Origin of the sequence: Streptomyces turgidiscabies Car8, assembly GCF_000331005.1 — a bacterium.
GTDB lineage: Bacteria > Actinomycetota > Actinomycetes > Streptomycetales > Streptomycetaceae > Streptomyces > Streptomyces turgidiscabies.
In genome coordinates, this window is sequence record NZ_AEJB01000555.1 from 1 (window position 1) to 22,395 (window position 22,395).

16 protein-coding genes are annotated in these 22,395 nt (G+C 67.9%); 8 read left to right on the forward strand and 8 right to left on the reverse strand.

Going from position 1 to position 22,395, the window contains the following annotated elements; translation table 11 throughout:
* Positions 1–11 precede the first annotated feature (11 nt).
* Both STRTUCAR8_RS39680 and STRTUCAR8_RS39685 read right to left on the reverse strand, forming a co-directional pair.
* On the reverse strand, positions 12–1,151 hold the full coding sequence (locus STRTUCAR8_RS39680) for an ABC transporter substrate-binding protein (RefSeq protein WP_006382038.1): 1,140 nt from the start codon (positions 1,149–1,151) through the stop codon (positions 12–14).
* A 185-nt stretch (positions 1,152–1,336) separates the two neighbouring features.
* Complete coding sequence (locus STRTUCAR8_RS39685; protein WP_006382028.1) at positions 1,337–2,374, reverse strand: LacI family DNA-binding transcriptional regulator; 1,038 nt, start codon at positions 2,372–2,374, stop codon at positions 1,337–1,339.
* A 275-nt stretch (positions 2,375–2,649) separates the two neighbouring features.
* On the opposite strand from STRTUCAR8_RS39685, the gene STRTUCAR8_RS39690 reads away from it, so the two are divergent.
* From STRTUCAR8_RS39690 to STRTUCAR8_RS39705, 4 genes are all read left to right on the forward strand, one after another.
* Positions 2,650–3,606 (forward strand): carbohydrate ABC transporter permease, encoded by a 957-nt coding sequence (locus STRTUCAR8_RS39690; RefSeq protein ID WP_044473689.1) that lies wholly within the window; start codon positions 2,650–2,652, stop codon positions 3,604–3,606.
* On the forward strand, positions 3,603–4,424 hold the full coding sequence (locus STRTUCAR8_RS39695) for a carbohydrate ABC transporter permease (RefSeq protein ID WP_006382034.1): 822 nt from the start codon (positions 3,603–3,605) through the stop codon (positions 4,422–4,424). Before STRTUCAR8_RS39690 ends, STRTUCAR8_RS39695 begins: the two co-directional genes overlap by 4 nt.
* A gap of 64 nt (positions 4,425–4,488) precedes the next feature.
* Positions 4,489–5,760: an ABC transporter substrate-binding protein gene (locus tag STRTUCAR8_RS39700; protein WP_044473686.1), complete on the forward strand. Its 1,272-nt coding sequence runs from the start codon at positions 4,489–4,491 to the stop codon at positions 5,758–5,760.
* Between the two features lie 117 nt (positions 5,761–5,877).
* Entirely contained in the window at positions 5,878–9,048 is a 3,171-nt protein-coding gene (locus tag STRTUCAR8_RS39705; RefSeq protein WP_234372602.1) for a family 78 glycoside hydrolase catalytic domain, read from the forward strand.
* Between the two features lie 221 nt (positions 9,049–9,269).
* Here STRTUCAR8_RS39705 and STRTUCAR8_RS39710 read toward each other — a convergent pair whose 3' ends face one another.
* Complete coding sequence (locus STRTUCAR8_RS39710; protein ID WP_006382023.1) at positions 9,270–10,298, reverse strand: helix-turn-helix transcriptional regulator; 1,029 nt, start codon at positions 10,296–10,298, stop codon at positions 9,270–9,272.
* Between the two features lie 75 nt (positions 10,299–10,373).
* Between STRTUCAR8_RS39710 and STRTUCAR8_RS39715 the strand changes: the two genes are divergently transcribed.
* The 3 genes from STRTUCAR8_RS39715 to STRTUCAR8_RS39725 all read left to right on the forward strand — a co-directional run bounded on the left by STRTUCAR8_RS39715 (position 10,374) and on the right by STRTUCAR8_RS39725 (position 12,698).
* Complete coding sequence (locus STRTUCAR8_RS39715; RefSeq protein WP_006382022.1) at positions 10,374–11,483, forward strand: epoxide hydrolase family protein; 1,110 nt, start codon at positions 10,374–10,376, stop codon at positions 11,481–11,483.
* Positions 11,484–11,745: 262 nt separating this feature from the next.
* Complete coding sequence (locus STRTUCAR8_RS39720) at positions 11,746–12,078, forward strand: non-heme iron oxygenase ferredoxin subunit (protein WP_006382027.1); 333 nt, start codon at positions 11,746–11,748, stop codon at positions 12,076–12,078.
* A complete protein-coding gene (locus STRTUCAR8_RS39725; protein ID WP_006382037.1) occupies positions 12,075–12,698 on the forward strand; it encodes a TetR/AcrR family transcriptional regulator in 624 nt (207 codons plus the stop codon). The genes STRTUCAR8_RS39720 and STRTUCAR8_RS39725 overlap by 4 nt, the downstream gene beginning before the upstream one ends.
* 76 nt (positions 12,699–12,774) lie before the next feature.
* Here the strand turns inward: STRTUCAR8_RS39725 and STRTUCAR8_RS39730 are convergent, their stop codons facing one another.
* The 5 genes from STRTUCAR8_RS39730 to STRTUCAR8_RS39750 form a co-directional block, all read right to left on the reverse strand.
* On the reverse strand, positions 12,775–13,344 hold the full coding sequence (locus STRTUCAR8_RS39730) for a hypothetical protein (RefSeq protein WP_006382031.1): 570 nt from the start codon (positions 13,342–13,344) through the stop codon (positions 12,775–12,777).
* A gap of 214 nt (positions 13,345–13,558) precedes the next feature.
* Positions 13,559–14,035: a hypothetical protein gene (locus tag STRTUCAR8_RS39735; protein ID WP_044473690.1), complete on the reverse strand. Its 477-nt coding sequence runs from the start codon at positions 14,033–14,035 to the stop codon at positions 13,559–13,561.
* A gap of 459 nt (positions 14,036–14,494) precedes the next feature.
* Complete coding sequence (locus STRTUCAR8_RS39740; RefSeq protein WP_179200450.1) at positions 14,495–16,618, reverse strand: glycoside hydrolase family 2 protein; 2,124 nt, start codon at positions 16,616–16,618, stop codon at positions 14,495–14,497.
* A 342-nt stretch (positions 16,619–16,960) separates the two neighbouring features.
* Positions 16,961–19,015, reverse strand: coding sequence for an RICIN domain-containing protein (locus STRTUCAR8_RS39745; RefSeq protein ID WP_006382024.1), 2,055 nt, complete (start codon positions 19,013–19,015; stop codon positions 16,961–16,963).
* Positions 19,016–19,245: 230 nt separating this feature from the next.
* The gene (locus tag STRTUCAR8_RS39750; RefSeq protein ID WP_044473687.1) at positions 19,246–20,283 is read right to left on the reverse strand and encodes a LacI family DNA-binding transcriptional regulator; all 1,038 of its coding nucleotides are present in this window, start codon (positions 20,281–20,283) and stop codon (positions 19,246–19,248) included.
* 933 nt (positions 20,284–21,216) lie between these two features.
* Between STRTUCAR8_RS39750 and STRTUCAR8_RS39755 the strand changes: the two genes are divergently transcribed.
* On the forward strand, positions 21,217–22,236 hold the full coding sequence (locus tag STRTUCAR8_RS39755) for a LacI family DNA-binding transcriptional regulator (protein ID WP_078507454.1): 1,020 nt from the start codon (positions 21,217–21,219) through the stop codon (positions 22,234–22,236).
* Positions 22,237–22,395: the final 159 nt, after the last annotated feature.

Sequence of the window (22,395 nt, forward strand, 5' to 3'; positions counted from 1 at the left end):
ACCGCCCCCTGCTACGCCCCCGGGTGCAGTCCGAGCGTGCCGGGGGTGGGGTCACCCTTGACCTCGCCGAAGTACAGGGCGAAGGTCTGCTTCCAGCGTTCGACGGCGGCGCGGTCGGACATGAAGCGGGGGAAGCCGTCGACGTGGGCGTTGGGGTACTCCCAGATGGGCTTGAGGCCCGCCGGGGGAGTGATGTCGGTGCGGACGGACCAGCCGTTGAAGGAGTTGTTCTGCATCTCCGTCGACAGCTGCCAGTTGAGGAAGAGCTTGGCGGCGGTGTCGTTCTTCGCCTGCTTGAGTACGGCCATGCGCTGGCCCCACGCCATGAAGGGGTGTCCGGCGCCGACGGCGAACGTCACGGGATCAGTACTGACCGCGGACCCGGCGGTGCCGACGCCGATCGTCTTCTGACCGCCGAAGACTGCTTCCCCCGGAGTGTTGCTGCCGCGGGAGAACCGCACGTCCTGGGCGGCGAACCTGGCGACCCAGTCCCAGCCGTACTTCTGGGCGTACAGGGTGTAGAGGTAGAGGACGGCGTCGTCGTCGTGCGGGTAGGACGAGGCGATCTTGCCCTTCCACTTCGGATCGACCAGGTCACGCGGGGTGAGCGGCGTCCGCGCGCCGGCCGCCGCCGTGTCGTACATGAAGCTGAAGGCGATGGCTCCGGTGGCGACCCAGGCGCCCTGCGGGTCCTTGAACTTGTCGTAGACCTTGGAGAAGCCGGCGGGCTTGTAGTGCAGGAGGCGGCCCTGCTGCTTCCAGCGGTCGAAGTCCTGCAGGGTCTGGAACTGGACGACGTCCGGGACCAGGGTGTCCGTGGCGAACTGGTTGTCGACTCGGACGTCGTGGTACTTGCTGTAGTCGACGATCAGTGTCAGATCGATGTCGGGGAAGCGGTCCTTGAAGGCGGCCTTGGTGCCGTCCTGCTGGGTGGGGGTGTCCCCGCCGGCATAGACGACGAGCTTGCCGCCCTCGGCGAGAGCGGCCCGGTAGAGCTCGTCGAGGGTCCTTTTCTCCTCGCCCCGGGTGGTGCCGCGCGAGGCGGCCGGGGAGGCGGCGGCCGGGGCGGTGTTCGCGGCGACCGCGCCGATACCGAGGGCGGCGCCCGCTCCGGTGGTGAGGACACGTCGTCTGCTGAGGAAGCTGGACACGCTGAGGAAGCCTCTCTGGTGGGGGGTGTACGAAGTCATCCGGCGCCGGGGAGTCGGTAGGGGAGCCGGGCGGCCCCCATCCTTGCCCGTCATCCACGCTTGGGCAACGTTTCCCACGGGTGGAATCTCATATTCAACCGAACGGTTGAACGTTTCCTCGCGGTTCGTCTGGGGCTCGGGCGGAGCTACGCCGGTGGCCGGTTCGTGGTCCGGCGCGGTATCAGAGTGGGGGAGAGGCGGACCTGTTCGGTGGGCTTGTGCTGGTCGGCGAGTCGTTCCAGAAGCAGGCGGGCGGCGTTCTCGCCGATCTCCTGGCCTACCTGGTCGACGCTGGTCAGGGAGACGGGGCCGAGAGCGGCGAAGGTGGTGTTGTCGTAGCCGGCGACCGAGATGTCGCCGGGGGCGGAGAGGCCTGCTTCGTTGATCGCTTCCAGGACGCCCATGGCCACGATGTCCGCGCCGGCGAAGACGGCCGTAGGAACACGGGAGCGGGCCAGTAGTTCCTGGGCGCCTTTGTAGCCGCCTTCCTGGGTGTACGTGGTGGAGATGACGTCGATCCATTCGGCGAGTCCGTGTGTGCGCATGGCTTGTCTGTAGCCGTCGGCGCGGCGGGCGTTGGGCATTTCGGCGAGGCGGGTGGGGTCGGTTTCGTGGTGTTCGATGTGGGCGATGCGGTGGTGTCCGAGGGCGGCGAGGTGGGCGACGGTCAGGGAGGCGCCCTGGACGTCGTCGTCGACCACGGTGTCGTAGAGAGGGGAGGTTCCGTGGCGGCCGACGACGACGGTGGGTACGCAGGAGGCGACGTGTTCGAGGTGGGTGCGGGGTGAGACGGGTGCGACGAGGATGAGGCCGTCCATGCCGCGGTCCAGCATCGCTTCGGTGACCCGGGCTTCTTCTTTTTCGCCGTTGCAGCCGGGGCCCAGGAGGACCTGGTACTCGGTGTCGCGCAGTCGGGCGGTGATGCCGTCGAGGACGTCGGGGAAGAAGGGGTTGCGGATGTCGGGGAGCATCACGCCGATGGTGTAGGTCTGTCCGCGCAGGCCTCTGGCCCCGGCGTGCGGCCGGTAGCCGAGTTCGTCGATCGCTCGGCGTACCTTGACACGCATCTCGGGGCTGGCCCCGTAGGCGTTGCGCAGCACCTTGGACACCGCGGTGGTGGACACCTGGGCGTGGCGTGCGACATCGACGATCGTGACGCGACGGCGCCGGGCTGGTGGCTCCATTCGATTCCTTTTTCCGCTGGTGAACGCTGTCGGGAGTCTACGGACGGCTCTGAGGCCCGAAAGGAGCCCCGGGACGGCCGCGAGGGGCCACGCCGTAACAATCGTGCAGCGTGCGCGACCTCTTGACGTCACGCGGGACGCTCTCTATGGTCTGGCCACACCCTATGGGCAACGTTACCCATCGGCTCCACGGAACTATCCACCAGGCGTCGGACACCTCCATGCCAGTGGCCACCGACAATGCTTTGAATCGATTCAAGAAGGGAGGCGTGCTGATGGCCATAGCCCCGCATGAGCAGCTTCCGGACCATGACCGGCCGCACCGGCTTCCGGACGCCGAACCGGTTTCTGAGGTCCGGCGGGCGCGAAACACCCCGCCTTGGTGGTTCGCTCTGCCCGCGGCGCTACTGTTCGCCTTCGTCGTCCTGGTGCCGAGTGTTCGTGGTGTCTACTACGCCTTCACCGACTGGGACGGCCTGGATCCCCACTTCTCCTTCGTGGGCCTCGACAACTTCTCCGAGCTGTTCCGCGATCCCGACGCGAGGCAGGCCATCTGGCACACACTGTTGATCGCCGTGTCGATCACGGTCATCCAGAACGCGCTGGGCCTACTGCTCGCACTCGGGGTCAACTCCGCCATCAAGTCCCGCAACGTGCTCAGGGTCCTGCTGTTCGCCCCGGCCGTGATCACCCCGATCGTCACCGCCTACCTCTGGCGCAACCTGCTCGGTCCCGACGGCGCGGTGAACAGCCTGCTGAGCGCGGTCGGACTGGGCAGCCTGCGGCAGGACTGGCTGGGCAGCCCGACGGTCGCCCTGTGGTCGGTGGTCGGAGTGATCGTCTGGCAGTTCGCCGGCTACTCGATGGTCATCTTCCTCGCGGGACTCCAGTCCGTACCCAAGGAGGTCCACGAAGCCGCGTCCATGGACGGCGCGGGCCCCGTCCGGCGATTCTGGTCGGTCACCCGGCCATTGCTCGCCCCCGCCCTCACCATCAACCTGATGCTGTCGATCATCGGCGGCATCAAACTCTTCGACCAGGTGTACGCGTTGACAGGCGGTGGGCCGGGGCACGCGACCGACACTCTCTCGACACTGATCTACAAAGACGCCTTCACGCTGGGGGAGTTCGGCTACAGCATCGCGCTCGCGGTCATCCTCACGATCATCGTGGCCGTCGTTTCGACCGGACAGTACGCCGTGCTGTCCCGCAACGAGAGGGCCACGTCGTGAGCCGCTACCGTCGCCGCACCTTCGGGCTGGAGCTGGCGATGATCGCCATCGCCCTGATCGTGGGCTTCCCGGTGTACGTCCTGGTCAACCTGGCCGTACGGCCGGCATCGGACACCTCGTCGCCGATCAGCCCGACCACCTCGCCCACCCTGCACAACTTCACCGAGGCCTGGCAGCAGGGCGCGCTGGGCGGGGCGTTGCTCAACAGCCTGCTGGTGACCGCGTGCAGCGTCGCGATCGTGCTGGCCGTCTCCTCGCTCGCGGCGTTCCCACTGGCGCGTGCCACGGCTCGCTGGTCCCGGGGCACGTACCTGGGCTTCCTCCTGGGCCTTGTCCTGCCCTTCCAACTCGCCTCGCTGCCCCTGTACCAGACCATGCGTGACCTGGGCCTGCTCGGCACACCATGGGCGCTGGTCCTCTTCTACTCCGGTTTGCAGGTGCCGTTCACCGTCTTTCTCTACGTCGGCTTCCTGCGCGCCCTGCCCCGCGACTTCGAGGAGGCGGCACTGCTCGACGGCTGCACACCGCTGCAGGGCTTCCGGTACGTGGTCCTGCCGATGCTCAAACCCATCACGGTCACCGCCCTGGTGCTCAACGCCGTAGCGGTGTGGAACGACTTCTTCACCCCGCTGCTGTATCTCAGCGGCAGCGCCCAGCAGACCATGCCGGTCGCGATCGCCGGCTTCGTCGGCCAGTACGTCACCGACTGGAACCTCATCTTCGCCGCACTGGTGATCAGCATCCTGCCCGTCCTGCTCGTCTACTTCGTGCTGCAGCGCAGCATCATCAACGGCTTCGCGGGCGGGCTGAAGGGCTGAAGGGATGACCCCCGACGCCCGACCGTCCCCGCATGCCGATGGCTCTTCCCCCGAGAGGGACATCATGAAGACACGCACACTCCCGATCCTGATCGCCGCGATGACCTCCATGGCTGTGCTGGCCGCGTGCAGCGGTGGCACCAAGGCCGGCTCCGACGGCGGCTCGGGCGGCTCGAAAACCCTGACGCTCGCCTCCATCGACCAGGGTTCGGTCGAGGACGTCGTCAAGGCGTTCGAGAAGGCCAACCCGGGCGTCAAGGTCCGCTACACCACCAGCGGCGCCGACCAGTACCAGCAGCAGATCCGCACCCAGCTGTCCTCGGGCACCGCACCCGACGTGATGTCGGTCTGGCCCGGCAACGGCAACCCGGGCGCCACCTACACCCTGGCCAAACCCGGCTACCTGCGCGACCTCTCCGACCGGCCCTGGGCCGCCAGGATGCCCGACGCGATCAAGAGCGTCGCCCAGTACGAGGGGAAGACCTACACGGCGGTCTTCGGGCAGAACGGCATCGGCGCCGTCTACAACGAGCAGGCCCTGGCGAAGGCGGGTCTCACGCCGCCGGACACCTGGACGAAGCTGCTCGCCTTCTGCCGGGCCGCGAAGGCCAAGGGAACGCCCGCCTTCGCCCTGGGCAACCAGGACAACTGGGTGACCCAGCTCGTCCAGTACGCGCTGGTCGCCACGAGCGTCTACGGCGACGACCGCGACTTCGACAAGAAGATGCAGGCCGGGCAGGCGACCTTCGCCAAGTCACCCTGGCTCACGGCCCTCGACAAGTACGTGACGATGGAGAAGACGGGCTGCTTCCAGAAGGACCCTCTGGGGACCAACTACGAAGCCAGCCAGGGTCTCGCCGCGACCGGAAAGACGCTGGGCATCATCCAGGGCAACTGGGTGATCGCCCTCCTGGAGAAGAAGAACCCGAAGGGCACCTTCACGCTCAAGGCTCTGCCGGCCACCGACGATCCGTCAAAGACCCTCATACCCGCTGCGGCGGGCGCAGGCTACGGCGTCAACGCCAAGGCGAAGAACGAGGAACTCGCCCTGCAATTCGTGGACTTCGTGATGTCCCCCGAGGGCATGAACCTGTTCGTCAAGAAGCAGGGCGGCCTGCCCAGCCTGCCCGACACGGGCTTCGCGGTGAACCCGTCGCTGGCCGAACTCTCCCAGTTCATCAAGGCCGGCAGGACCGTGCCGTTCATGGACCAGCTCTGGCCCAACGCGAAGGTCCAGCAGACCATGCTCAGCGGTCTCCAGGAGATCTTCAGCGACCAGTCCACACCCGAGAAGCTCCTCGGTGAGATGGACACCGACTACAAGGCCGGTAGCTGATTTCACGCCGTCGGCCACCCTCGGTGGCCGGCGGCGTTTCGCGTCACGCGATTGAAACGTTCAATTCGAATCGCATATCGGAGGATCGGCATGCCCGATGTCCAAGGTGGAGCAGCGTTGAGTCGTAGGCAGGTTGTCGGCACCATGGCCGCCGTCTCAGCAGCGGGGCTGGCGGTACCCGTCGTCCCAGGGCTCCCCGTTCAGGAGGCCTACGCCGACCAGGATGGCGAGAGGCAGGGGGCGAGGGTCACCGGTCTCGCCGTCGACGGCCGTGAGGACGAGCCGCTCGGCGTCGACGACCCCGCCCCACGACTGAGCTGGCGGGTTGTCGGCGCGCGTTCGGGATGGACGCAGTCCGCCTACCGGATACGCGCGGCGCGTACGGAGGCGGACCTCGGCCGGGGCCGTCTGCTGTGGGACAGCGGCAAGGTGAGTTCCCCGGCCCAGACCGACGTTGGATGGCACGGTCCCGCCCTGGCCTCGCGGGACCGGGTGGTCTGGCAGGTGCGGGCGTGGGACACCCACGGCGAGGCGACACCGTGGAGCCGGGCCGCCTCGTGGGAGATGGGGCTTCTCAAGCGTGCCGACTGGGGCGAGGCCCAGTGGATCGAGTACGCGGGCCGCACCGTCGACCAGCCGCTGCCCCTCTTCGCCCGCGCCTTCCGGGTGGACGCGGGCCGGGGGAACCGGGGGAGGGTCGTCCGGGCGAGGCTTTACCTGTCCGGCGTCGGACTGCAGGTGGCGTGGCTCAACGACAAGCCCGTCACCGACGAGGTGCTCGCCCCGGGCAACTCCAACTACCAGCTCTCCACCGAATACCGGGCGTACGACGTCACACGCCTCGTCCGCTCCGGTGCCAACACCCTGGGCGTCGAGCTCGGCCACGGCACGGCTCTGGTGACCCGCTCGGTCACGAACCCGACGACCGGCCGAACAGCCCCGTACAGCTGGTGGCAGAGCCAGTTCAAGGGCAGCGGCAGCCTGGTCGCCCCCGCGGCCCCGGGGGCCACCACAGCCAAGGTGAACAGCGTGGCCAACTACCACGTCGGCGGCACCGTCAACATCGACACCGGCGACGGCGGCGGGCGCCTGGAGTCGCGCACCATCACCGCGATCGGCACCGCCGGCGCCGACGGGACCGGCATCACCTTCGAACCCGGTCTCTCCCACGGGCACGAGAGCGGCGCGGCTGTCACCGGCTCCGGCAACTCCCTGGCGAACACCGACCCGAGCGCGGGCGCCGCCGTGACCCCACGCCTCATCGCGCGCCTGGAGCTCACCAGGGCCGACGGGACGGTGGAGACAGTCGTCAGCGACCGCTCGTGGCGGACGGCGCTCGGCCCGACCACCACGGCCAACTGGTATTCCGGTTCCGACTATGACGCCCGGCGCGAGCAGCATGCCTGGACCGCCCCCGGCGCGGACCTCGGTGCGTCGGCGAAGCGGCGCGACGGTACGGCCGTGGGCTGGGTCGGTGCGGGAATCGCCCCGCCGCCCAACCTGACCACCGAGTTGGTCTGGCGCGTGGCCGAACCGCTCAAGGTCGTCGACAGGCTTCGCCCGGTCGGCGTCACACAGCCTCAACCCGGCGCCTGGGTCTTCGACTTCGGGCAGAACTTCGCCGGCTGGCCGCAACTCGAACTCGACGGCCCCCTGCCGGCCGGCACCACGGTCAAGCTGCGGCCCGCAGAGTCGTTGACCGCCGACGGCACCGTCAACCAGGCGTCGATCATGGGTGGCGGCGCCGCACGCGGCACCGACGTCTTCGCCGCCTATACGACGTACGGCGACCGAAAGGGCGAGCGATGGCACCCCCAGTTCCACTACTTCGGCATGCAGTGGCTCCAGGTGACCGGCCTGCCTGAGGGTTACGTTCCGACACTCGACACGGTGACCGGTCTGCAGATCCACGCGGACGTGCCGGCCGCCGGCTCCCTGCGCACCTCCGACGACCGGATCAACCGCATTCACCGCATGGCCCGTTACTCCATCATGAGCAACACCATGTCCACCTTCACGGACTGCCCGGGCCGCGAAAAGCTCGCCTACCCGGCCGACTACGTGCAGCCCTTCGAATCACTGCAGCGCACCTTCGGATACGCGGCCTACCTGCGCACCATGCAACGGCACCTGGCGGAGGGCCAGTCCAGGGCCGGTGACGACATCGGCAACGTCGCGCTCAAGACCCCGGTGTACGACTGGGGTTACCTGGGCCGGTTCGGCGACGAGATCAACTGGGGCAACGGCATCATCCTCGTTCCCTGGCTGCTGTTCGAGACATACGGCGACACCCAGACGATGGGCCGCTACTACCCGCAGATGCAGGCGTTCCTGAACTACATCAGGACCAGAAAGGCCGGCACCGGAGCGAACGCCCACCTCGTCGACGCCGCCCTCGCCGACTGGATCGCCAGTGAGAACACCTCCGGACGCATCACCGGAACCTGGGGCTACCACCAGATCGCCGACCGCATGGCCCGTATGGCGTCGCTGCTGGGCCGTGACGCGGACGCGTCCGAGTACCGCAACCTCGCGGTCAACATCAAGGACGCGTTCAACGACGCCTTCTACAACGCGGCGCTCGGCCGGTACACCGCCGAGGGTGACCAGGGCGGCGCCGGCGCCACGCAGGCCGCGCAGGCACTCGCGCTGGACGAAGGCCTCGTACCGGAGTCCGAACGAGGGAAGGTGCTCGACGCGCTCGTGGAACTGGTCGGCGCACACCAGCCGTTCGGGGGCGGACCGCACCTGAGCGGCGGAACCATCGGTCTCGCGCCGATCGTCAGGGCCCTGCACGAAGGCGGCCGCGACGACGTCCTGTGGGACGTCCTCCAGGAGGACACCCGGCCGAGCTACGGCTACTTCATGGCGCCCACCACCGCCAATCCCCAGGGCCTGACGACCGTGCCCGAAGAGTGGGGCATGGGCAACTCCAAGAACCACATGATCCTGCTCCAGATCGAGGAGTGGTTCCACAGCGGCCTGGTCGGCATCCGCCAGGCGCGCGGGAAGGCCGGTTTCCGTGAGCTGGTGATCGACCCTCGCCCCGTCGGCGGCCTCACCCATGCCGAGGGCAGCTACCGTACGCCGTACGGCGTGGTGTCCGCGCGCTGGACGCGAAGGAACGGCACGTTCCGGCTCGACGTGGAGCTGCCCGCGAACACCACCGCGCAGGTCCTGCTCCCCACAGACGGCCGTACCCCGCACTCAGTCGGCTCGGGCAGGCATACGTTCACCGCGCACGATCCCCTGACCGACTCCCGCGAAGCCGAGAGGACGAAGTCGTGAGCCAGGAAGCAATGCGGTACGGGCGGCGCCGATAGCGAGGCCACCGAGGCAACACCTCCCCACGCGGACAGCATGGTGGTACGTCCTCGAACCGCGCTCGCGGTGACAGTCGGTGCCGTGTCGTCAGGGGGAGGTGTCCTGGGCGCGTGGGCGGAGCGCGATATTGCATTCTGATGCCCTTTGCGCGGTCCATTCGCGCCACACGCTACGGGGACGAACTGTCATTTTCCTCCTGGTGAACGAGGTCGCCTGAGACGGGTGATCTCGTCCAGGAGGGGTTCGTCGTCTGTCGCGGGTGATCGAAGCGCGCTGAGGCAACGGGTGGCGTGGGCGAGGAGGGCGTCTTTGAGCTCGGGTGGGCCGCTGACAAGGGTGAAGTCGGTGTCGACCGACGTGATCATCGAGAGCAGGGTGGACGGGGTGTCGGCGCCGATGTGCAGGAGGCACGTACGGTCGTCCACGGCCTCGATGACGCCCGTGCCCGGCGAGATCCGGTCGGCGACGGCGTCGGCCGGCGTGTGAAGGGTGACCGTGGCCCGGTAGGGCCATGCCCGCGAGGAAAGCTGGTGTCCGACGTACGTGGCGACATCGCCGTGAGGCAGCTGCCTGGGAGCGAACCGGGGGCCGGTGGGCGTACGGGGTTGCAGCCGGTCGACCCTGAACGTACGCCAGTCGCCACGGTCGATGTCCCACGCGACGAGGTACCAACGGCGGACGAAGCTCACCAAGCTGTACGGCTCGACATTGCGAACCGTGTGGCCTGCGCGAGGGCCGGCGTAGTCGAACCGCAGGCGTTCGTGACGGCGGCAGGCCTCCGCGATCGCCATCAGCGTGTCCGGACTGACCGCGGGGCCGGCCGCGCCGACGCGTACGGTCGCCTGGTGCAGGGTAGCGACACGGTGCCGCAGGCGGGACGGCAGTACTTGCTCGAGCTTGGCCAGCGCACGCAGAGACGTCTCCTCGATCCCCTCGACCGAGCCGCCCGCCGCCGTGCGCAGACCTACGACCACGGCGACCGCTTCGTCGTCATCGAGCAGCAGTGGAGGCAGCGACGCGCCGACCCCGAGCCGGTAGCCCGACACGCCTTGAACGGCCTCGACCGGATAGCCCAGGTCACGCAGGCGCTCGACGTCCCTGCGAACCGTGCGGATGGTGACACCCAGGTGCTCGGCCAGCCGGGCCCCGGACCAGTCACGGTGGTTCTGGAGCAGCGACAACAGTTTGAGCAGCCGCGCGGAGGTCTCCAGCATGTCCGCCAGACTCCCACACGATTCGGTCGAGACTTAGGACCGCGGTTGTCCTAAGTGGGTTCTAGCGTCATACGCATGAACGACATCAAGCCCTTTCGCATCGAAATCCCGCAGTCCCAGCTGGACGATCTGCACGCCCGGCTCGACCTCACCCGCTGGCCGGACGAGCTGCCCGGAGTCGGATGGAGTTACGGAGCCTCCCTCGCTTACGTCAAGGAACTCGTCGAATACTGGCGCCACTCCTACGACTGGCGGGTGCATGAGCGGCGGCTCAACTCCTTCCCGCAGTACACCACGGAGATCGACGGGCAGAACGTGCACTTCCTGCACGTCCGGTCCACGAACCCGGACGCGCTGCCACTGATCATCACGCACGGCTGGCCCGGCTCGGTGGTGGAGTTCGACAAGCTCATCGAGCCCCTTGCCGACCACTTCCACCTGGTCATCCCGTCGATCCCCGGCTTCGGCTTCTCCGGACCGACCACCGACACGGGATGGACCGTCGAACGTGTCGCCAGGGCCTGGGCCGAGCTGATGCGACGCCTCGGCTACGACCGTTACGGCGTGCAGGGCGGCGACTGGGGCTCGGGTATCTCGCTCGCACTCGGCAGGATCGCCCCCGAGCACGTCGTCGGGATGCACGTGAACATGCTGCCGACGTTTCCCTCGGGTGATCCGGCCGAACTGGCTGAACTCAGCGATGAGGAGAAGGGCCTCCTGGGCGGCTACCAGCGGTTCAACGACGAACTGTCCGGTTACATGAAGGTCCAGTCCACCCGGCCGCAGACCCTGGCCTTCGGCCTGCACGACTCACCCGTCGGGCAACTTGCCTGGATCGTGGATCCTTTCAGGCTGTGGACCGACTCCGAGAACGTCCCGGAGGACGCCGTCGACCGCGACCAGATGCTGACCAACATCATGGTCTACTGGCTGACCGGGACGGCGGCCTCGTCGGCGCGTATGTACTACGAGAACTCCCGGTGGGAGAACATCCAGGAGCCTCTGAACGTCCCGCTGGGCGTCGCCGTGTTCGCACACGAACTCGCCCAGCCGATCCGTACGTTGGCGGAGAAGTCCTACAACATCATCCACTGGTCGGAGTTCGGTCACGGTGGTCACTTCGCCGCCATGGAGGCGCCGGAAGAACTCGTCACCGACATCCGCCGGTTCTTCTCCGACATGTAGAGACCAGCAGCGTGCATGCGTGCCGTAACTCGTCCGGTGGGGTGCGGCGACGGGCCCAGCTGTGCTCCCCGGACGGGCAGCACCTAGGTCTATGTGCTGAGTACGGTTCGGCCTGGGGGCGGGTTCCGTTGGCGAGCTGTGTGGATAACGTTGGCCATCAGTCACTGTCACCTGTGTGACGCGCCCCCCGCGCGGCTTGCCTAACGTATCGCCGGGGAGCGGATGCCCGACCCGGGTGAAGTGAATGCACCCGAGGAGAGCGATGTCCAGCAGCGGTTACACGTATCTTTGCGAGTTCGACGTGTTGGAGGAGGGCGTGCCCCGACGGTTCGAGGTGGAGGGTGTTCCCGTTTCCCTTGTCCTGGCCGAGAAGCAGGTGTTCGCGATCCACGATGTGTGCTCGCACAGCGCCGTCTCGCTCTCCGAGGGTGAGGTGGACGGGTGCACGATCGAGTGCTGGCTGCACGCCTCCCGGTTCGACCTGCGCACCGGACACCCCCTCGACCCGCCGGCGAATCGTCCCGTGCCCGTGTATCCGGTGCGGATCGACGAGGGATGCGTGTACGCGCTCGTGGCACCGCGGGGTGAACGGTGACGCAGCGACCGGACGAGGCCCCCGGGGAGCGAGCCGATGCCGCCCGCAACCGGGCCCGGCTGTTGGAGGCGGCAGCTCTGCTGGTGGCCGACAGGGGAGCCGACCATGTGACGATGCACGAGGTCGCGCAGGCGGCCGGGGTGGGCAAGGGCACCCTCTTTCGGCGGTTCGGCGATCGCAACGGGCTCCTGTTGGCTCTACTGGATGACGCGGAGGCCGAATTCCATGAGGCGTACACCTCCGGTCCGCCTCCGCTGGGGCCGGGAGCACCGGCGAGAGACCGACTGACGGCGTTCGGCTGCGCCCTGATCGCGCGTATCACCGACGACGGGGACCTGGGTGCCGCGCTGGCACGCCAGGTTCCCCTCGAACGGCGCCATGGTTCGGGTGTCGGCCGGGCTTTCCACGACCATGTCGCGTCCCTGTTGCGGGAAGCGGGAGCAGAGGGTGATCACGACATGCTCGCCCATGCCCTGCTCGCTTGGACGAACTTCGAGACGATGGACTATCTGCGTGAGCAGGACCAGGTCGCCACCGCACGTCTGCAGTCCACCTGGGTGGACCTGGTGCGGGGGATGGCCGGCGCGGACGAACGGGAATGCGGGAGCCCCGCGCCCTGACTGCAAGCAGCAGCAAGGGGGGCACCCATGACCGGGTGAACAGGTCGAGGCCGCCGTGATCTCAGGGAGCCTGCCATCACGGCGGGAAGACGCGTACGGCGCTCCTCCCGCCCATCGCTTCCGCCTCCAGGGCGTCGTGCGCACTGTGGCGGACGACGACGTTGCCCAGATCATGGGACAACTGGGTGACGAGGGCGGCGACGTCCTGCTGCCAGTCAGCCGGGGCGACTGCCGGAGCGACGACGATCAGCTCCAGGACATCCGCCGCATGGGAAGCTGTTCCGTCGATGACGGCGCCGGTCAGTGCGAGATAGTCCGGTAGCGGGTGGAGGTGGGCCTGCGCCTGTTCGCGGACCGTGTCGATGACGCGGTCCCGCAGGTCGTTGAGCTGACGCAGAGCTCCCCAGACAAGATGCCCCGCGACGAGACGTACGGCTTCTCCCTTGCGTCTGGGCGCGATGAGGCCGAGCAGACCGAGGCGGAACAGCGCCGCTTCCATCTGGCTGGGTGTCACCGCGGCGTCTTTGGACAGCTCGTCGAGTGTCAGGGGTCTGTCGGCGTCGGCGGCGTGATGATCGACGAGAGCGGTGAGGAGCCGGCCTGAGGTTCCGGGAAACAGCGCGGACAGCGGAGTCCGGAAGTTCATGGCGTGGCCCGACCGTCCGGAGGCGGTGAGTATCCGAGGAACTCGCCGGGGACGATCCGGCTCGATGCGGCGTTGGACAAGCGAAACACTCGGCTTCTGTAAGGGAAGGGCCTCGCGGCAGGGGGGCAATGGGGTTCTCGTCGGCTTCGCAGGCAGTGGGCACCGACGACGAAGCCGACGAGAGTCTGAGATCCGGATGCTTCGGTTCGACCTGTCAGCCGCCGGAAAATCGATCGCTCGCGAGCGCGGTGGCGGTCGCCTGAAACTCCTTGAGTACGTTGAGGAATCCGGGTCTGCCCCACAGCGCCAGGCCCAGAACCGCGATGCCTACGGCCGTCGTGTGCACGGCCATCGGGAGGTTGCTGCCCGACGACGCGCGCATCCCCGACTGGTCCCCACGGGCCCATGCCCGCGTCGCCTCGGCAATGGCGAACTCATGGTGGGGCGGGGCGGCGGCAGCGACCTCGTCGGTATGCCGAACCAGGTCGTCCAGCCTCCACTGCTTGCCGCTCAACTCCATGATGCTGATGGTGGAACGCGACAGACCGTTCAGGAAGGCGTACACCTCTGCCCAGCCGCCTGCGTCCAGACCGGCCAGCGCCTCTTCGACCGCGATGGCGTCGTGGTCCGTGTAGCCCCGGACAACGTCCACCGCGCGTTCATGGGACGCCTTGAGTGCTGCATCGCTCATGTGCCTCACACTATGGTCGCCCCGAGCGGCGGGCATCGGTCTCATGTCCCAATGCGCCTAGGAAGAACGGACTAAGACCTGCGACCGTTCCGGAGACCTGGGAGAGATGGTGGAAGCGGAAGGCACTACCGAGCGCCGAAAGGCATGTAGATCTCGGTCAGGTGCGCGGAGATCTCTCCGTGGGTGAGGCCTTCGCGGACAGTGACAGCACCGTCTCGTCATCGCTTGCCAGCCGACGCTGGACCGACGTCGGTCAGCTGCCGCAGCAGCTCGCCCGCACCGGTCAGCTGTATTCCCTCGCTCCGGGCCGCGTCGGACCAGCATCGCGATCATCTGCTGGTCCGACGTGGCGACACCGACCGGCTCAGCCGCTGACTCGTGCTCGACCGGCATCGCACTCACTCGCCGTCTCCATGATCAACAAATCCGCCGATCAGGGGACACTTTCCGTCGAAAATCTCAGCCGAGAGTCCAGTCGACGGTGTCGGTGTAGGTGGAGCCGTTGATGGTCGCGGTGACTCTCACGGTGTTCTGCCCCTGCCTCAGCGTGACGTTGCCCCACCTGAAGATGTGGTCGCTGCTGCTCAAGGTGGACAAGGTGGTGCCGTTGAGGGTGGCGGTCACCTGACTCGCGTTGGAGTACACCTTCAGTTCGGTGGTGGCTTCGGTGCGCTGGGTCCAGCGCCGGCTGGTGATGTAAAGGGTGGGAGTGTTCGCCCAGTTGGCCTTGTACCAGTAGAAGGCGTCCTTGCGGATCTGCCGGTCGTGGGTGACCAAACCCTTGTCGTTGATGCCGGGCTGACTTCCTTCGTTTCGCCCGTCGGAGGCGAAGTCGAACATGGCCCAGACGAACGTGCCCCAGATGTACGGACGGGCGGCGAGCTGCTTCCAGGCCGCTTCGTGGAACAGCGACTGGTACTCCTCGGGGTGCCAGGAGCCACCGGGTGAGGGCTTCGCCGGGTTGAGGGCGTGCTGGGTGGTGTTGGCGCCGGCGCCGTACTCCGAGATGGCGATCCTGCGGGTCGGTGAGGTGGCGTGCAGGTTGTCGGCCCAGGCGCCGAGCTCGCCGTCCTTGGAGCCGTAGTACCAGCCGAGGTACTTGTTGTAGCTGGTTGTCTGCGTGTGCAGCCCTGCCTGCGCGTTGTCGGGGTCCTCGCTGCGCACGGCGTAGGTGGAGAGCCGGTCGGGGTCCTCGGACGCGACGATGTCGGCCAGTGACTGGAGCAGCGTGTTCGTGGCGGTGCCGTTGTAGTCGGTCTGCTCGTTGCCGATGCCCCAGAAGACGATCGACGGGTGGTTGTAGTTCTGCCGGATCAGCTCACGCATCTGGTTCTGGGTGCTCGCGGTGAAGGCGGCCGAGTTGGTCACGGAGTTGACCACCGGGATCTCCGCCCAGACGATCAGCCCGCGTTCGTCAGCGAGGTTGTAGTCCTTCTGGTCGTGCTGGTAGTGCGCCATGCGGATGGTGTTGGCGCCGACCTCCTGGATGAGGTCGAAGTCCTGGGTGTGGTCGGCGTCGGTCATCGCCCAGCCCCTGACGGCCCGTTCCTGGTGCAGGTTGACACCGTGCAGGCCGAGGTGGCTGCCGTTGAGCTGGAAACCGGTGCCGGCGTCGACGGCGACTGAGCGAAGGCCCAGGCGTTCGGTCACCACGTCGGTGATCGTGTCCGCGCCCGCGGTGACGTCGTGGATCTCGACGGCGGCGTTGTAGAGGTAGGGATCTGCCTGCCCGTTCCACAGACGTGGGTTGTTGACGGTGGCGGTCTGGCTGACGTCCACCCCGGTGGCCGCGGCAAGGGGCCGTGCGGTGGTGCTGGTGTCCGCGACGACGTTCCCACTGCTGTCGGAGATGACGGTGCGGACCACCACCGATCTGGTGCTGCTGCTGTCGTTCCACAGTTTCGTCGTCACGGTCACCGTGGCCGACGCCGACGTCACATTGCTCTGCCGCAGGTAGACACCGGGGCCCGCGAAGTCCGTCATCCGCACGTGCAGGTTGTCGATGGCCCACAGGCTCACGTTGCGGTAGATGCCGCCCTCGAAGGTGTAGTCCGCGCTCACAGGCGCGATGCCTGTGTCGTAGGCGTTGGTCACCTTCACCGCGATCACGTTGTCCCCGCCCGGGACGAGTACGCCGGTGACGTCGAACCTGAACCGGGCGTATCCGCCCTTGTGCTGCCCGAGGTACGTGCCGTTGACCCAGACGTCGGCGACCTGGTTGACCCCGGCGAACTGCAGGTACAGCCTCTTCCCGGCCATGGCGGACGGCACGGTGTAGTGGCGGCGGTACCAACCCACTCCGCGGTAGTAGTTGTTGCCGCCGTCGGCACCGTCCACGGCGTTCCAGGTGTGGGGCGTGGTGACCGACGTCCATGCGGAGTCGTCGAACCCGGGCGCTTGCGCACCTGTGACGTCCTGCCTGATGAATCGCCACCCATCGTTGATGTGTACCCACACACGCGGATTCGGTGCCGTGTACGTCGCGGCGGAGGCGGCCCCGGCAAGCGGAATCTGCGCCAGTGAGGCCAGCGCTCCTGCGACCGCCCCGCTCAGCACGTGCCGGCGAGTAGGGGAACCTGTCATGTCGGAACTCACTCCCTGAAGGTGAAGTGGAAGGTCTTCTTGGCACGTGGCACGCGCTACGCCGACGGTCGCCGTGCGCCGACAGCATCCGGACGGAGTGACCGGCTGCGCGATGCGGCCGGGAGACATGCCTCGGCTGTACCTCGCGTCCGGTCGACCGTTCTCCCGGATCGCGGCGCCGTACTCGCACGACATGTGGTTCTCGGACATGAGTGTGCGCACGGCTGGTTGCCGCGATACCCCTGTAGGGGCGGTCGCGGCGTGGAACGCGGGTGGCCGGGCTCGTCGGTCTGGTCGGCGAGCCCGGCCGGTTGGGTGCGGGTCACTCTGTCTTTCGTTGCGTCAGTTGACGCGGACGATTTTCCAGAGCTGGTCGTCGACGGTGAGGTTGTTCCACTGGACGACGGCCGCGCCGTCGGTGGTGGAGGACTGGGCGACGCCGGCGATGAGGGTGCTGTTCACGTTGCGGAGTTTGTAGTAGCCGTCGCCCGCGTCGGTGAGGGTCCACTTCTGGGAGTCGGCGGTGGAGGCGGTGTTCTGGACGATGGCCGCGCCTGCCGTGGTGGAGGAGTTGCGGATGTCGAGGTTGAGGTTGCTGTTGGCGTTCTTGATGGTCCAGGCACCGTTGCCGGCGGACTGGAAGGTGAACAGCTGGCAGGTGCAGGCGGAGTTGCGCCACTGGTCCGCTGCCGTGTTGGTGGCGGTGGAGGCGGCGGGGATGTCGAGGTATTTGCCGCTGTTCTTGTTGACGAGGACGTACTGTCCGGTGCCGAGCGGGGGCAGGGCGGTCTGGGTGAGGTTCCAGCGCTGGCAGGCGCAGTTGCTGGTGGTCCACTGGTCGGCGGCGGTGCCTGCGGTGGTGGAGGCGCCCGGAATCTCAAGCAGCTTGCCGGTGATGCGGTTGGTGATGGTGTAGCCGCCGGCGGGGTTGGGGGCGACGGCCCATTCGTGGTCGAGGGTGCCGTTGTCGTCCCACTGCAGGACGGCGGCGCCGTCGGCGGTGGACTGGTTCTGGACGCCGAGGACCTTGCCGCTGGCGACGTTGAAGATCTTGAAGAACCCGGAGGGCTGCGCTGCGAAGCGCCACTGCTGGTTGGTGGAGGTGGTGGGGGTCTGCTGGGTGGCGGCGGTGCCGTTGGTGGTGGTGCCGCCCGTGATGGTGAGGTTCAGGTTGCTGCCCGCGTTGGAAGCGGTGTAGGTGGCACCGTCCGAGATCCCGCCACCCAGATCGATCGTGCTGTACTGGATGGGGTTGAGGGCGCTCCCGTTGCGGCCCCCGCTGAACACCATCAGGCTGTGCCCGTCGGACAGGGGCAACAGACCACGGCTGTAGCCGCGCGGGACGTTCGCCCGTATGCGGGTCCAGGCGTTCGAGGCGCCGTTCTGGGTGTTGAGGAACAGGTCGTCCTCAGTGTCGCCGCTGACGGCGAGGGTGCCGTTGGGGCCGCCGGTGGGCAGCCAGGTGACATAGGGCGCACCGCTGGGGATGGTGCCGTCGGTCGACCGCAGCAACTGGTCGGTGGCCGGACCGAACGCCTCCGGGTCGGCGGCGATCTTGTAGTAGACGGAGCAGCGGCCCTCGGGCGCACCGCAGTACTCGTGTGTCATCACGTAGTTGCCGTTGGGCAGCCGGGTGACCACCGGCATACCGGGCCGGTCCGCGTAGTTGGGCTTCGACACGTCGTCCACGATCGGGCCCCAGTTACGCAGGTCCGTGGTGACCTGGTGCACGATCTCCTGGCCGTGGTCGGTGTCGCGCTGGTCGGAGTAGTAGGCGATCAGCTTGTTGCCGGAGACCAGGAAGTAGGGCTCCCACACAGGGGTGTTGCCGTTGCTGGATATCGCCCGGCCCCCGGTGGCGATGTTGCTGACGAAACTCCAGGTCAGACCTCGGTCGGTGCTGGCGTACAGGTCGATCTTGGTCGCGGAGCGGTCGCTGGGGACGGAGTCGCCGGCGACCAGGATGGTCCCCGCCGGGAAACCGCCCATCGCGGTGGGGAGTTCGAACAGCTCCGGTTCCCACCGCATGCCCCAGCCGTTCTGGGTGTCGGCGACGTCGGAGATCTTCGTCCAGGAGGTGCCGTTGTCGGTGCTGCGGTAGACCGGGAAGACCGGCTTGCCGTTGGTCCACTGCTCGAAGGTGGCCAGGATCGTGCCGTTGGCCGAGCCGTTGTGCTGCAGCCGCAGAGCCCGCGGGTAGAGCGAGCCGGGAGCGGGGGCGTCCGACGGCGGCGTGTACAGGGTCTGGGCGGGACGGGAGAGGGCGTCCGCCCTGCCCACGGCGGGCAGGACCAGCGTCGCCGCGGCCAGGGCGAGGACGAGCAGGAGGAACAGGAGGGAGGCGGTACGGGGACGTGGAGCGGTGCCGAGTCTGGCGCCGGGGTGTGCGGAGGACATGTGCGGCTCCCAAGCGGGAAAGGGGAAGGGGTGTTTCGGTGTCGGCCGCTCCGGTACAGATCCGGAGTGGCGCAGCGGGTTCGTCGGGCGCGTGGCCCGGGGAACGATCGGGCGCCGCTGCGAGGCGCCGACCGCATGCCCCAGGATCATGGGACAAGCGGGGGAGGGCGCGGAGGCGGGGCGTCCCGGCCGGTGGGCCTGTGCCCGAGCAGTGGCGTGCTGAGGGTTGGTCAGAGCGGGGGCGGGGGCGCGGTCGAGCCGCGGACGATGAGTTGGACGGGTAGGTCACTCGCCGGCGGCGGTTCGGTGTCGGGCTTCTCGATGGCGTGCACAAGAAGCTGGATTCCTTCTCGTGACGCGGCCTCGAAGGGCTGCCGGACGGTGGTCAGAGGAGGGGAGAAGTAGGCGAAGACGGGGTTGCCGTCGAATCCGACGACACTGACGTCCTCCGGCACCCGGCGCCCGGCTTCTCGCAGGGCGTGGATCAGGCCGATGGCCATCTCGTCGCCCCCCGCGAACACCGCGGTCACCGAGCTCTCCGAGGCCAGCGCACGGCCCGCGGCATACCCGGAGGCCGCCGACCAGTCACCGTTCAGCACGGGTGGTTCGTACGCGCCTTGTGCCGCCAGCGCCGCCTGCCACCCCTCGATACGGTCTTTGGTGGCGTACCACCGACGCGGCCCGGCGAGGTGATGGACGGTCGGATGCCCCAGGTCCAGCAGGTGTTCGGTGGCCGCGCGCGCCAGTTGATGGGCGCCCACACCGACGGTCAGTGTCCGGGCCGCGGTGAAGACCGGTGGCGCTCCCAGGAAGAGGACCGGCACGTCGACGCCGAGTGGGACCTCCCCTTCGACGATGGGTTCGGAGACGACGACTCCGTCCACCCCCTGTTCGAGGAGTGACTCCACAGCGCCGGCGATGCTTTCCGGGTCACCGTCCGGCGTGTTGACCACCCGAAGTGCGTAACCGGCGTCCCGTACGGCCTGCTCGATGCCCACGAGCAGGGAAGCGGTTCCATAGCCCGCGGTCGCCAGAGCGACCACGCCGATGGAGCGGGTCCGTCCCGAAGCCAGTGCCCTGGCGGCGTGGTTCAGCCGGTAACCGAGCTCCTCGGCGGCCGCGAGGACGCTTCGCCGGGCCGCGTCGGAGACGTACGGCTCGTCGTTGAGAACCCGTGAGACCGTCTTACGTGAGACGCCGGCCAGCCTGGCCACGTCCGCGCTGCGCGGCGCGGAGGAGCCCGCGCCGCGCTCCACCCCTGCTGTCATGAAGTCTCCCAACGACCGTGTGCCTACATCGAGCTGGGCCAGTGATGACCACGCGGTCTGATCGCGCGGTCAATGTCTACGCACCGACCGGCCGCTCGTCAAGAGTTTGGGTAACGTTCCCTGCCTTCCGTCGTCGACGGTCGCCGAGGGCGCGGGCTACGCGGAGGGGGCCGTCCAGCGGGTCCAGGAATCTCCAGCGGCCGATGCGTCAATCCTGGTCAGACAGCAATTGCCCGGCGTGAAGCGGCGCGACGCGCGGCCCCGTCAGCCTGGTCCGGCTGCAGGCGAGGCGTTTTTTCGCGGCTTCCTGTCGGCAACGTCCGACTGCGCGCAAGCCTTGACAGTGAGCCCTCAGAGCATCCAAGCTTCCTGGCGTCCGTCGGTCGAGGTTGTTCGATCGTGTTTGTTTGTGGTCGCTCGACGACCCTCTCTCCGTCGTCCCCCTTCCTGTTGACGTGCCATTCCGGGGTACCGCCAGCCCCGCCTGGAGCCGAAATGCAGCAACGCCGCCCAGACGATGGTGGAGAAATGCGCGGAACGCAGCCGCCTCACCGGTGCCGAGGCCGTCGCCAGACGCAGACGGCCCGCTCGCCGACGTGCCCGCCGTCATCCGCCACACGTACGGTGGTGGAACCGCCTTGTGCGTCGCCGCCCGGCTGGAACCCGAGTCCCTGGCCGCTCTCATGGAGCGCATCCGCCAGGAGACGGGTGTGCTGCCGGAGTGCGAGCCACCCGCGGGAATCGAGGTCGTGCGGCGCCGTTGCACGGACGCCGGCCGGCCGTGTCTGCCACCCGGCGCACGCTGCGCCGCATCGCGGCTGCCCTTCCCTCCGTCTACCGCTATCGAGCCGTCGACGCGACCCGGACTACGATGACCGCACAGGTCGCCGCAGGGCATGAGCAGAGCCGGGGGAACCGCTGAACAAGGTCACGATTCGGGATGTCGCCGAGTTCGCGCGGGTGTCCCAGTCCACGGTGTCGAATTACTTCCACAAGCCCCGCAAGCTCTCGGATGCCACCAGGGAGCGGATCCGGCAGGCGGTGGACACGCTCGGATTCGTGCCCAATGACGCGGCGCGCATGCTGCGTACCGGGACGAGCCCGGTCATCGGCTACGTGGCGTTCGAACTCGCGAGTGCCACAACACCGGAGATCGCCACCGCCATCGAGCGGCGTGTGTCCGCCGAGGGCATGTATCTGCTGATGGCCAATGACGCGGGATCGCGGCAGCGTGAGCGTGAGTATCTGCAGCTCTTCGAGCAGCAGCGGGTGGCGGGGATCATCATCTCGCCCGTCGGTGACGTGGAGGACGAACTGGCGCGTCTGCGCCGGCGCGGTATCGCCAGCGTGCTGAGCGCTCGTCACGCGGTCTCCCCGGCCCAGGCGTCGGTGTCGATCGATCATGTCGCCGGCGCCCGCCTCGCGGTCCGGCATCTCGTCGAACTCGGCCGTCGGAGGATCGGCTTCGTCGCCTCCTCGCCGGATCTCCAGCAGATCGCCGACCGGCAGCGGGGGGCACTGTCCGTGATCGAGGAGGTGCCGGACGCGTCGCTGGAACTCATCTCCGTCCCCGAACGCACGGTGGAGGCCGGGATCGCCTGCGCCGAACGCCTCGCCCACCGCGATGCCACCGACCGGCCCGACGCGCTCTTCTGCGCCAACGACCTCCTCGCCATCGGCATCATCCAGTCCTTCGTCGCGAGCCGACGCATCCGTGTGCCCGACGACATCGCGGTGATGGGCTACGACGACATCGCGTTCGCTCAGTCGACCATCGTTCCGCTGAGCACCGTACGAACGCCGCACGCGCAGCTGGGAACGGCCGCGGCGAAGCTGCTGTTCGACGAGATCGCCGCACTGCGCGCCTCCGAGGACACGGAGGCCAGGGAGGGGGCGCCTCAGATCGAGTTCGCACCCGAGCTCGTGGTCCGCGACTCCACCACCGGAACCTGACGCCACGGCCATCGCGGGGCAGGATCTGTCCCAGCTCCCGATTGAATCGATTTACCTTTTTCCCGCCAACCTCTTGACCGCTCCACGGGTCGCCGTGCTCCTATGTCCTGCGTCAATGGTAAATCGTATTACCACCTGGGTCCGGTCAGGGCCGCAGGC

What these genes read in the sequence shown, in the direction of transcription:
- STRTUCAR8_RS39685 (WP_006382028.1), bottom strand. Translation starts at nt 2,374, where the DNA reads ATGGAGCCACCAGCCCGGCGCCGTCGCGTCACGATCGTCGATGTCGCA.
- STRTUCAR8_RS39690 (WP_044473689.1), top strand. Translation starts at nt 2,650, where the DNA reads ATGGCCATAGCCCCGCATGAGCAGCTTCCGGACCATGACCGGCCGCAC.
- STRTUCAR8_RS39700 (WP_044473686.1), top strand. Translation starts at nt 4,489, where the DNA reads ATGAAGACACGCACACTCCCGATCCTGATCGCCGCGATGACCTCCATG.
- STRTUCAR8_RS39710 (WP_006382023.1), bottom strand. Translation starts at nt 10,298, where the DNA reads ATGCTGGAGACCTCCGCGCGGCTGCTCAAACTGTTGTCGCTGCTCCAG.
- STRTUCAR8_RS39715 (WP_006382022.1), top strand. Translation starts at nt 10,374, where the DNA reads ATGAACGACATCAAGCCCTTTCGCATCGAAATCCCGCAGTCCCAGCTG.
- STRTUCAR8_RS39720 (WP_006382027.1), top strand. Translation starts at nt 11,746, where the DNA reads ATGTCCAGCAGCGGTTACACGTATCTTTGCGAGTTCGACGTGTTGGAG.
- STRTUCAR8_RS39730 (WP_006382031.1), bottom strand. Translation starts at nt 13,344, where the DNA reads ATGAACTTCCGGACTCCGCTGTCCGCGCTGTTTCCCGGAACCTCAGGC.
- STRTUCAR8_RS39735 (WP_044473690.1), bottom strand. Translation starts at nt 14,035, where the DNA reads ATGAGCGATGCAGCACTCAAGGCGTCCCATGAACGCGCGGTGGACGTT.
- STRTUCAR8_RS39740 (WP_179200450.1), bottom strand. Translation starts at nt 16,618, where the DNA reads ATGACAGGTTCCCCTACTCGCCGGCACGTGCTGAGCGGGGCGGTCGCA.
- STRTUCAR8_RS39745 (WP_006382024.1), bottom strand. Translation starts at nt 19,015, where the DNA reads ATGTCCTCCGCACACCCCGGCGCCAGACTCGGCACCGCTCCACGTCCC.
- STRTUCAR8_RS39750 (WP_044473687.1), bottom strand. Translation starts at nt 20,283, where the DNA reads ATGACAGCAGGGGTGGAGCGCGGCGCGGGCTCCTCCGCGCCGCGCAGC.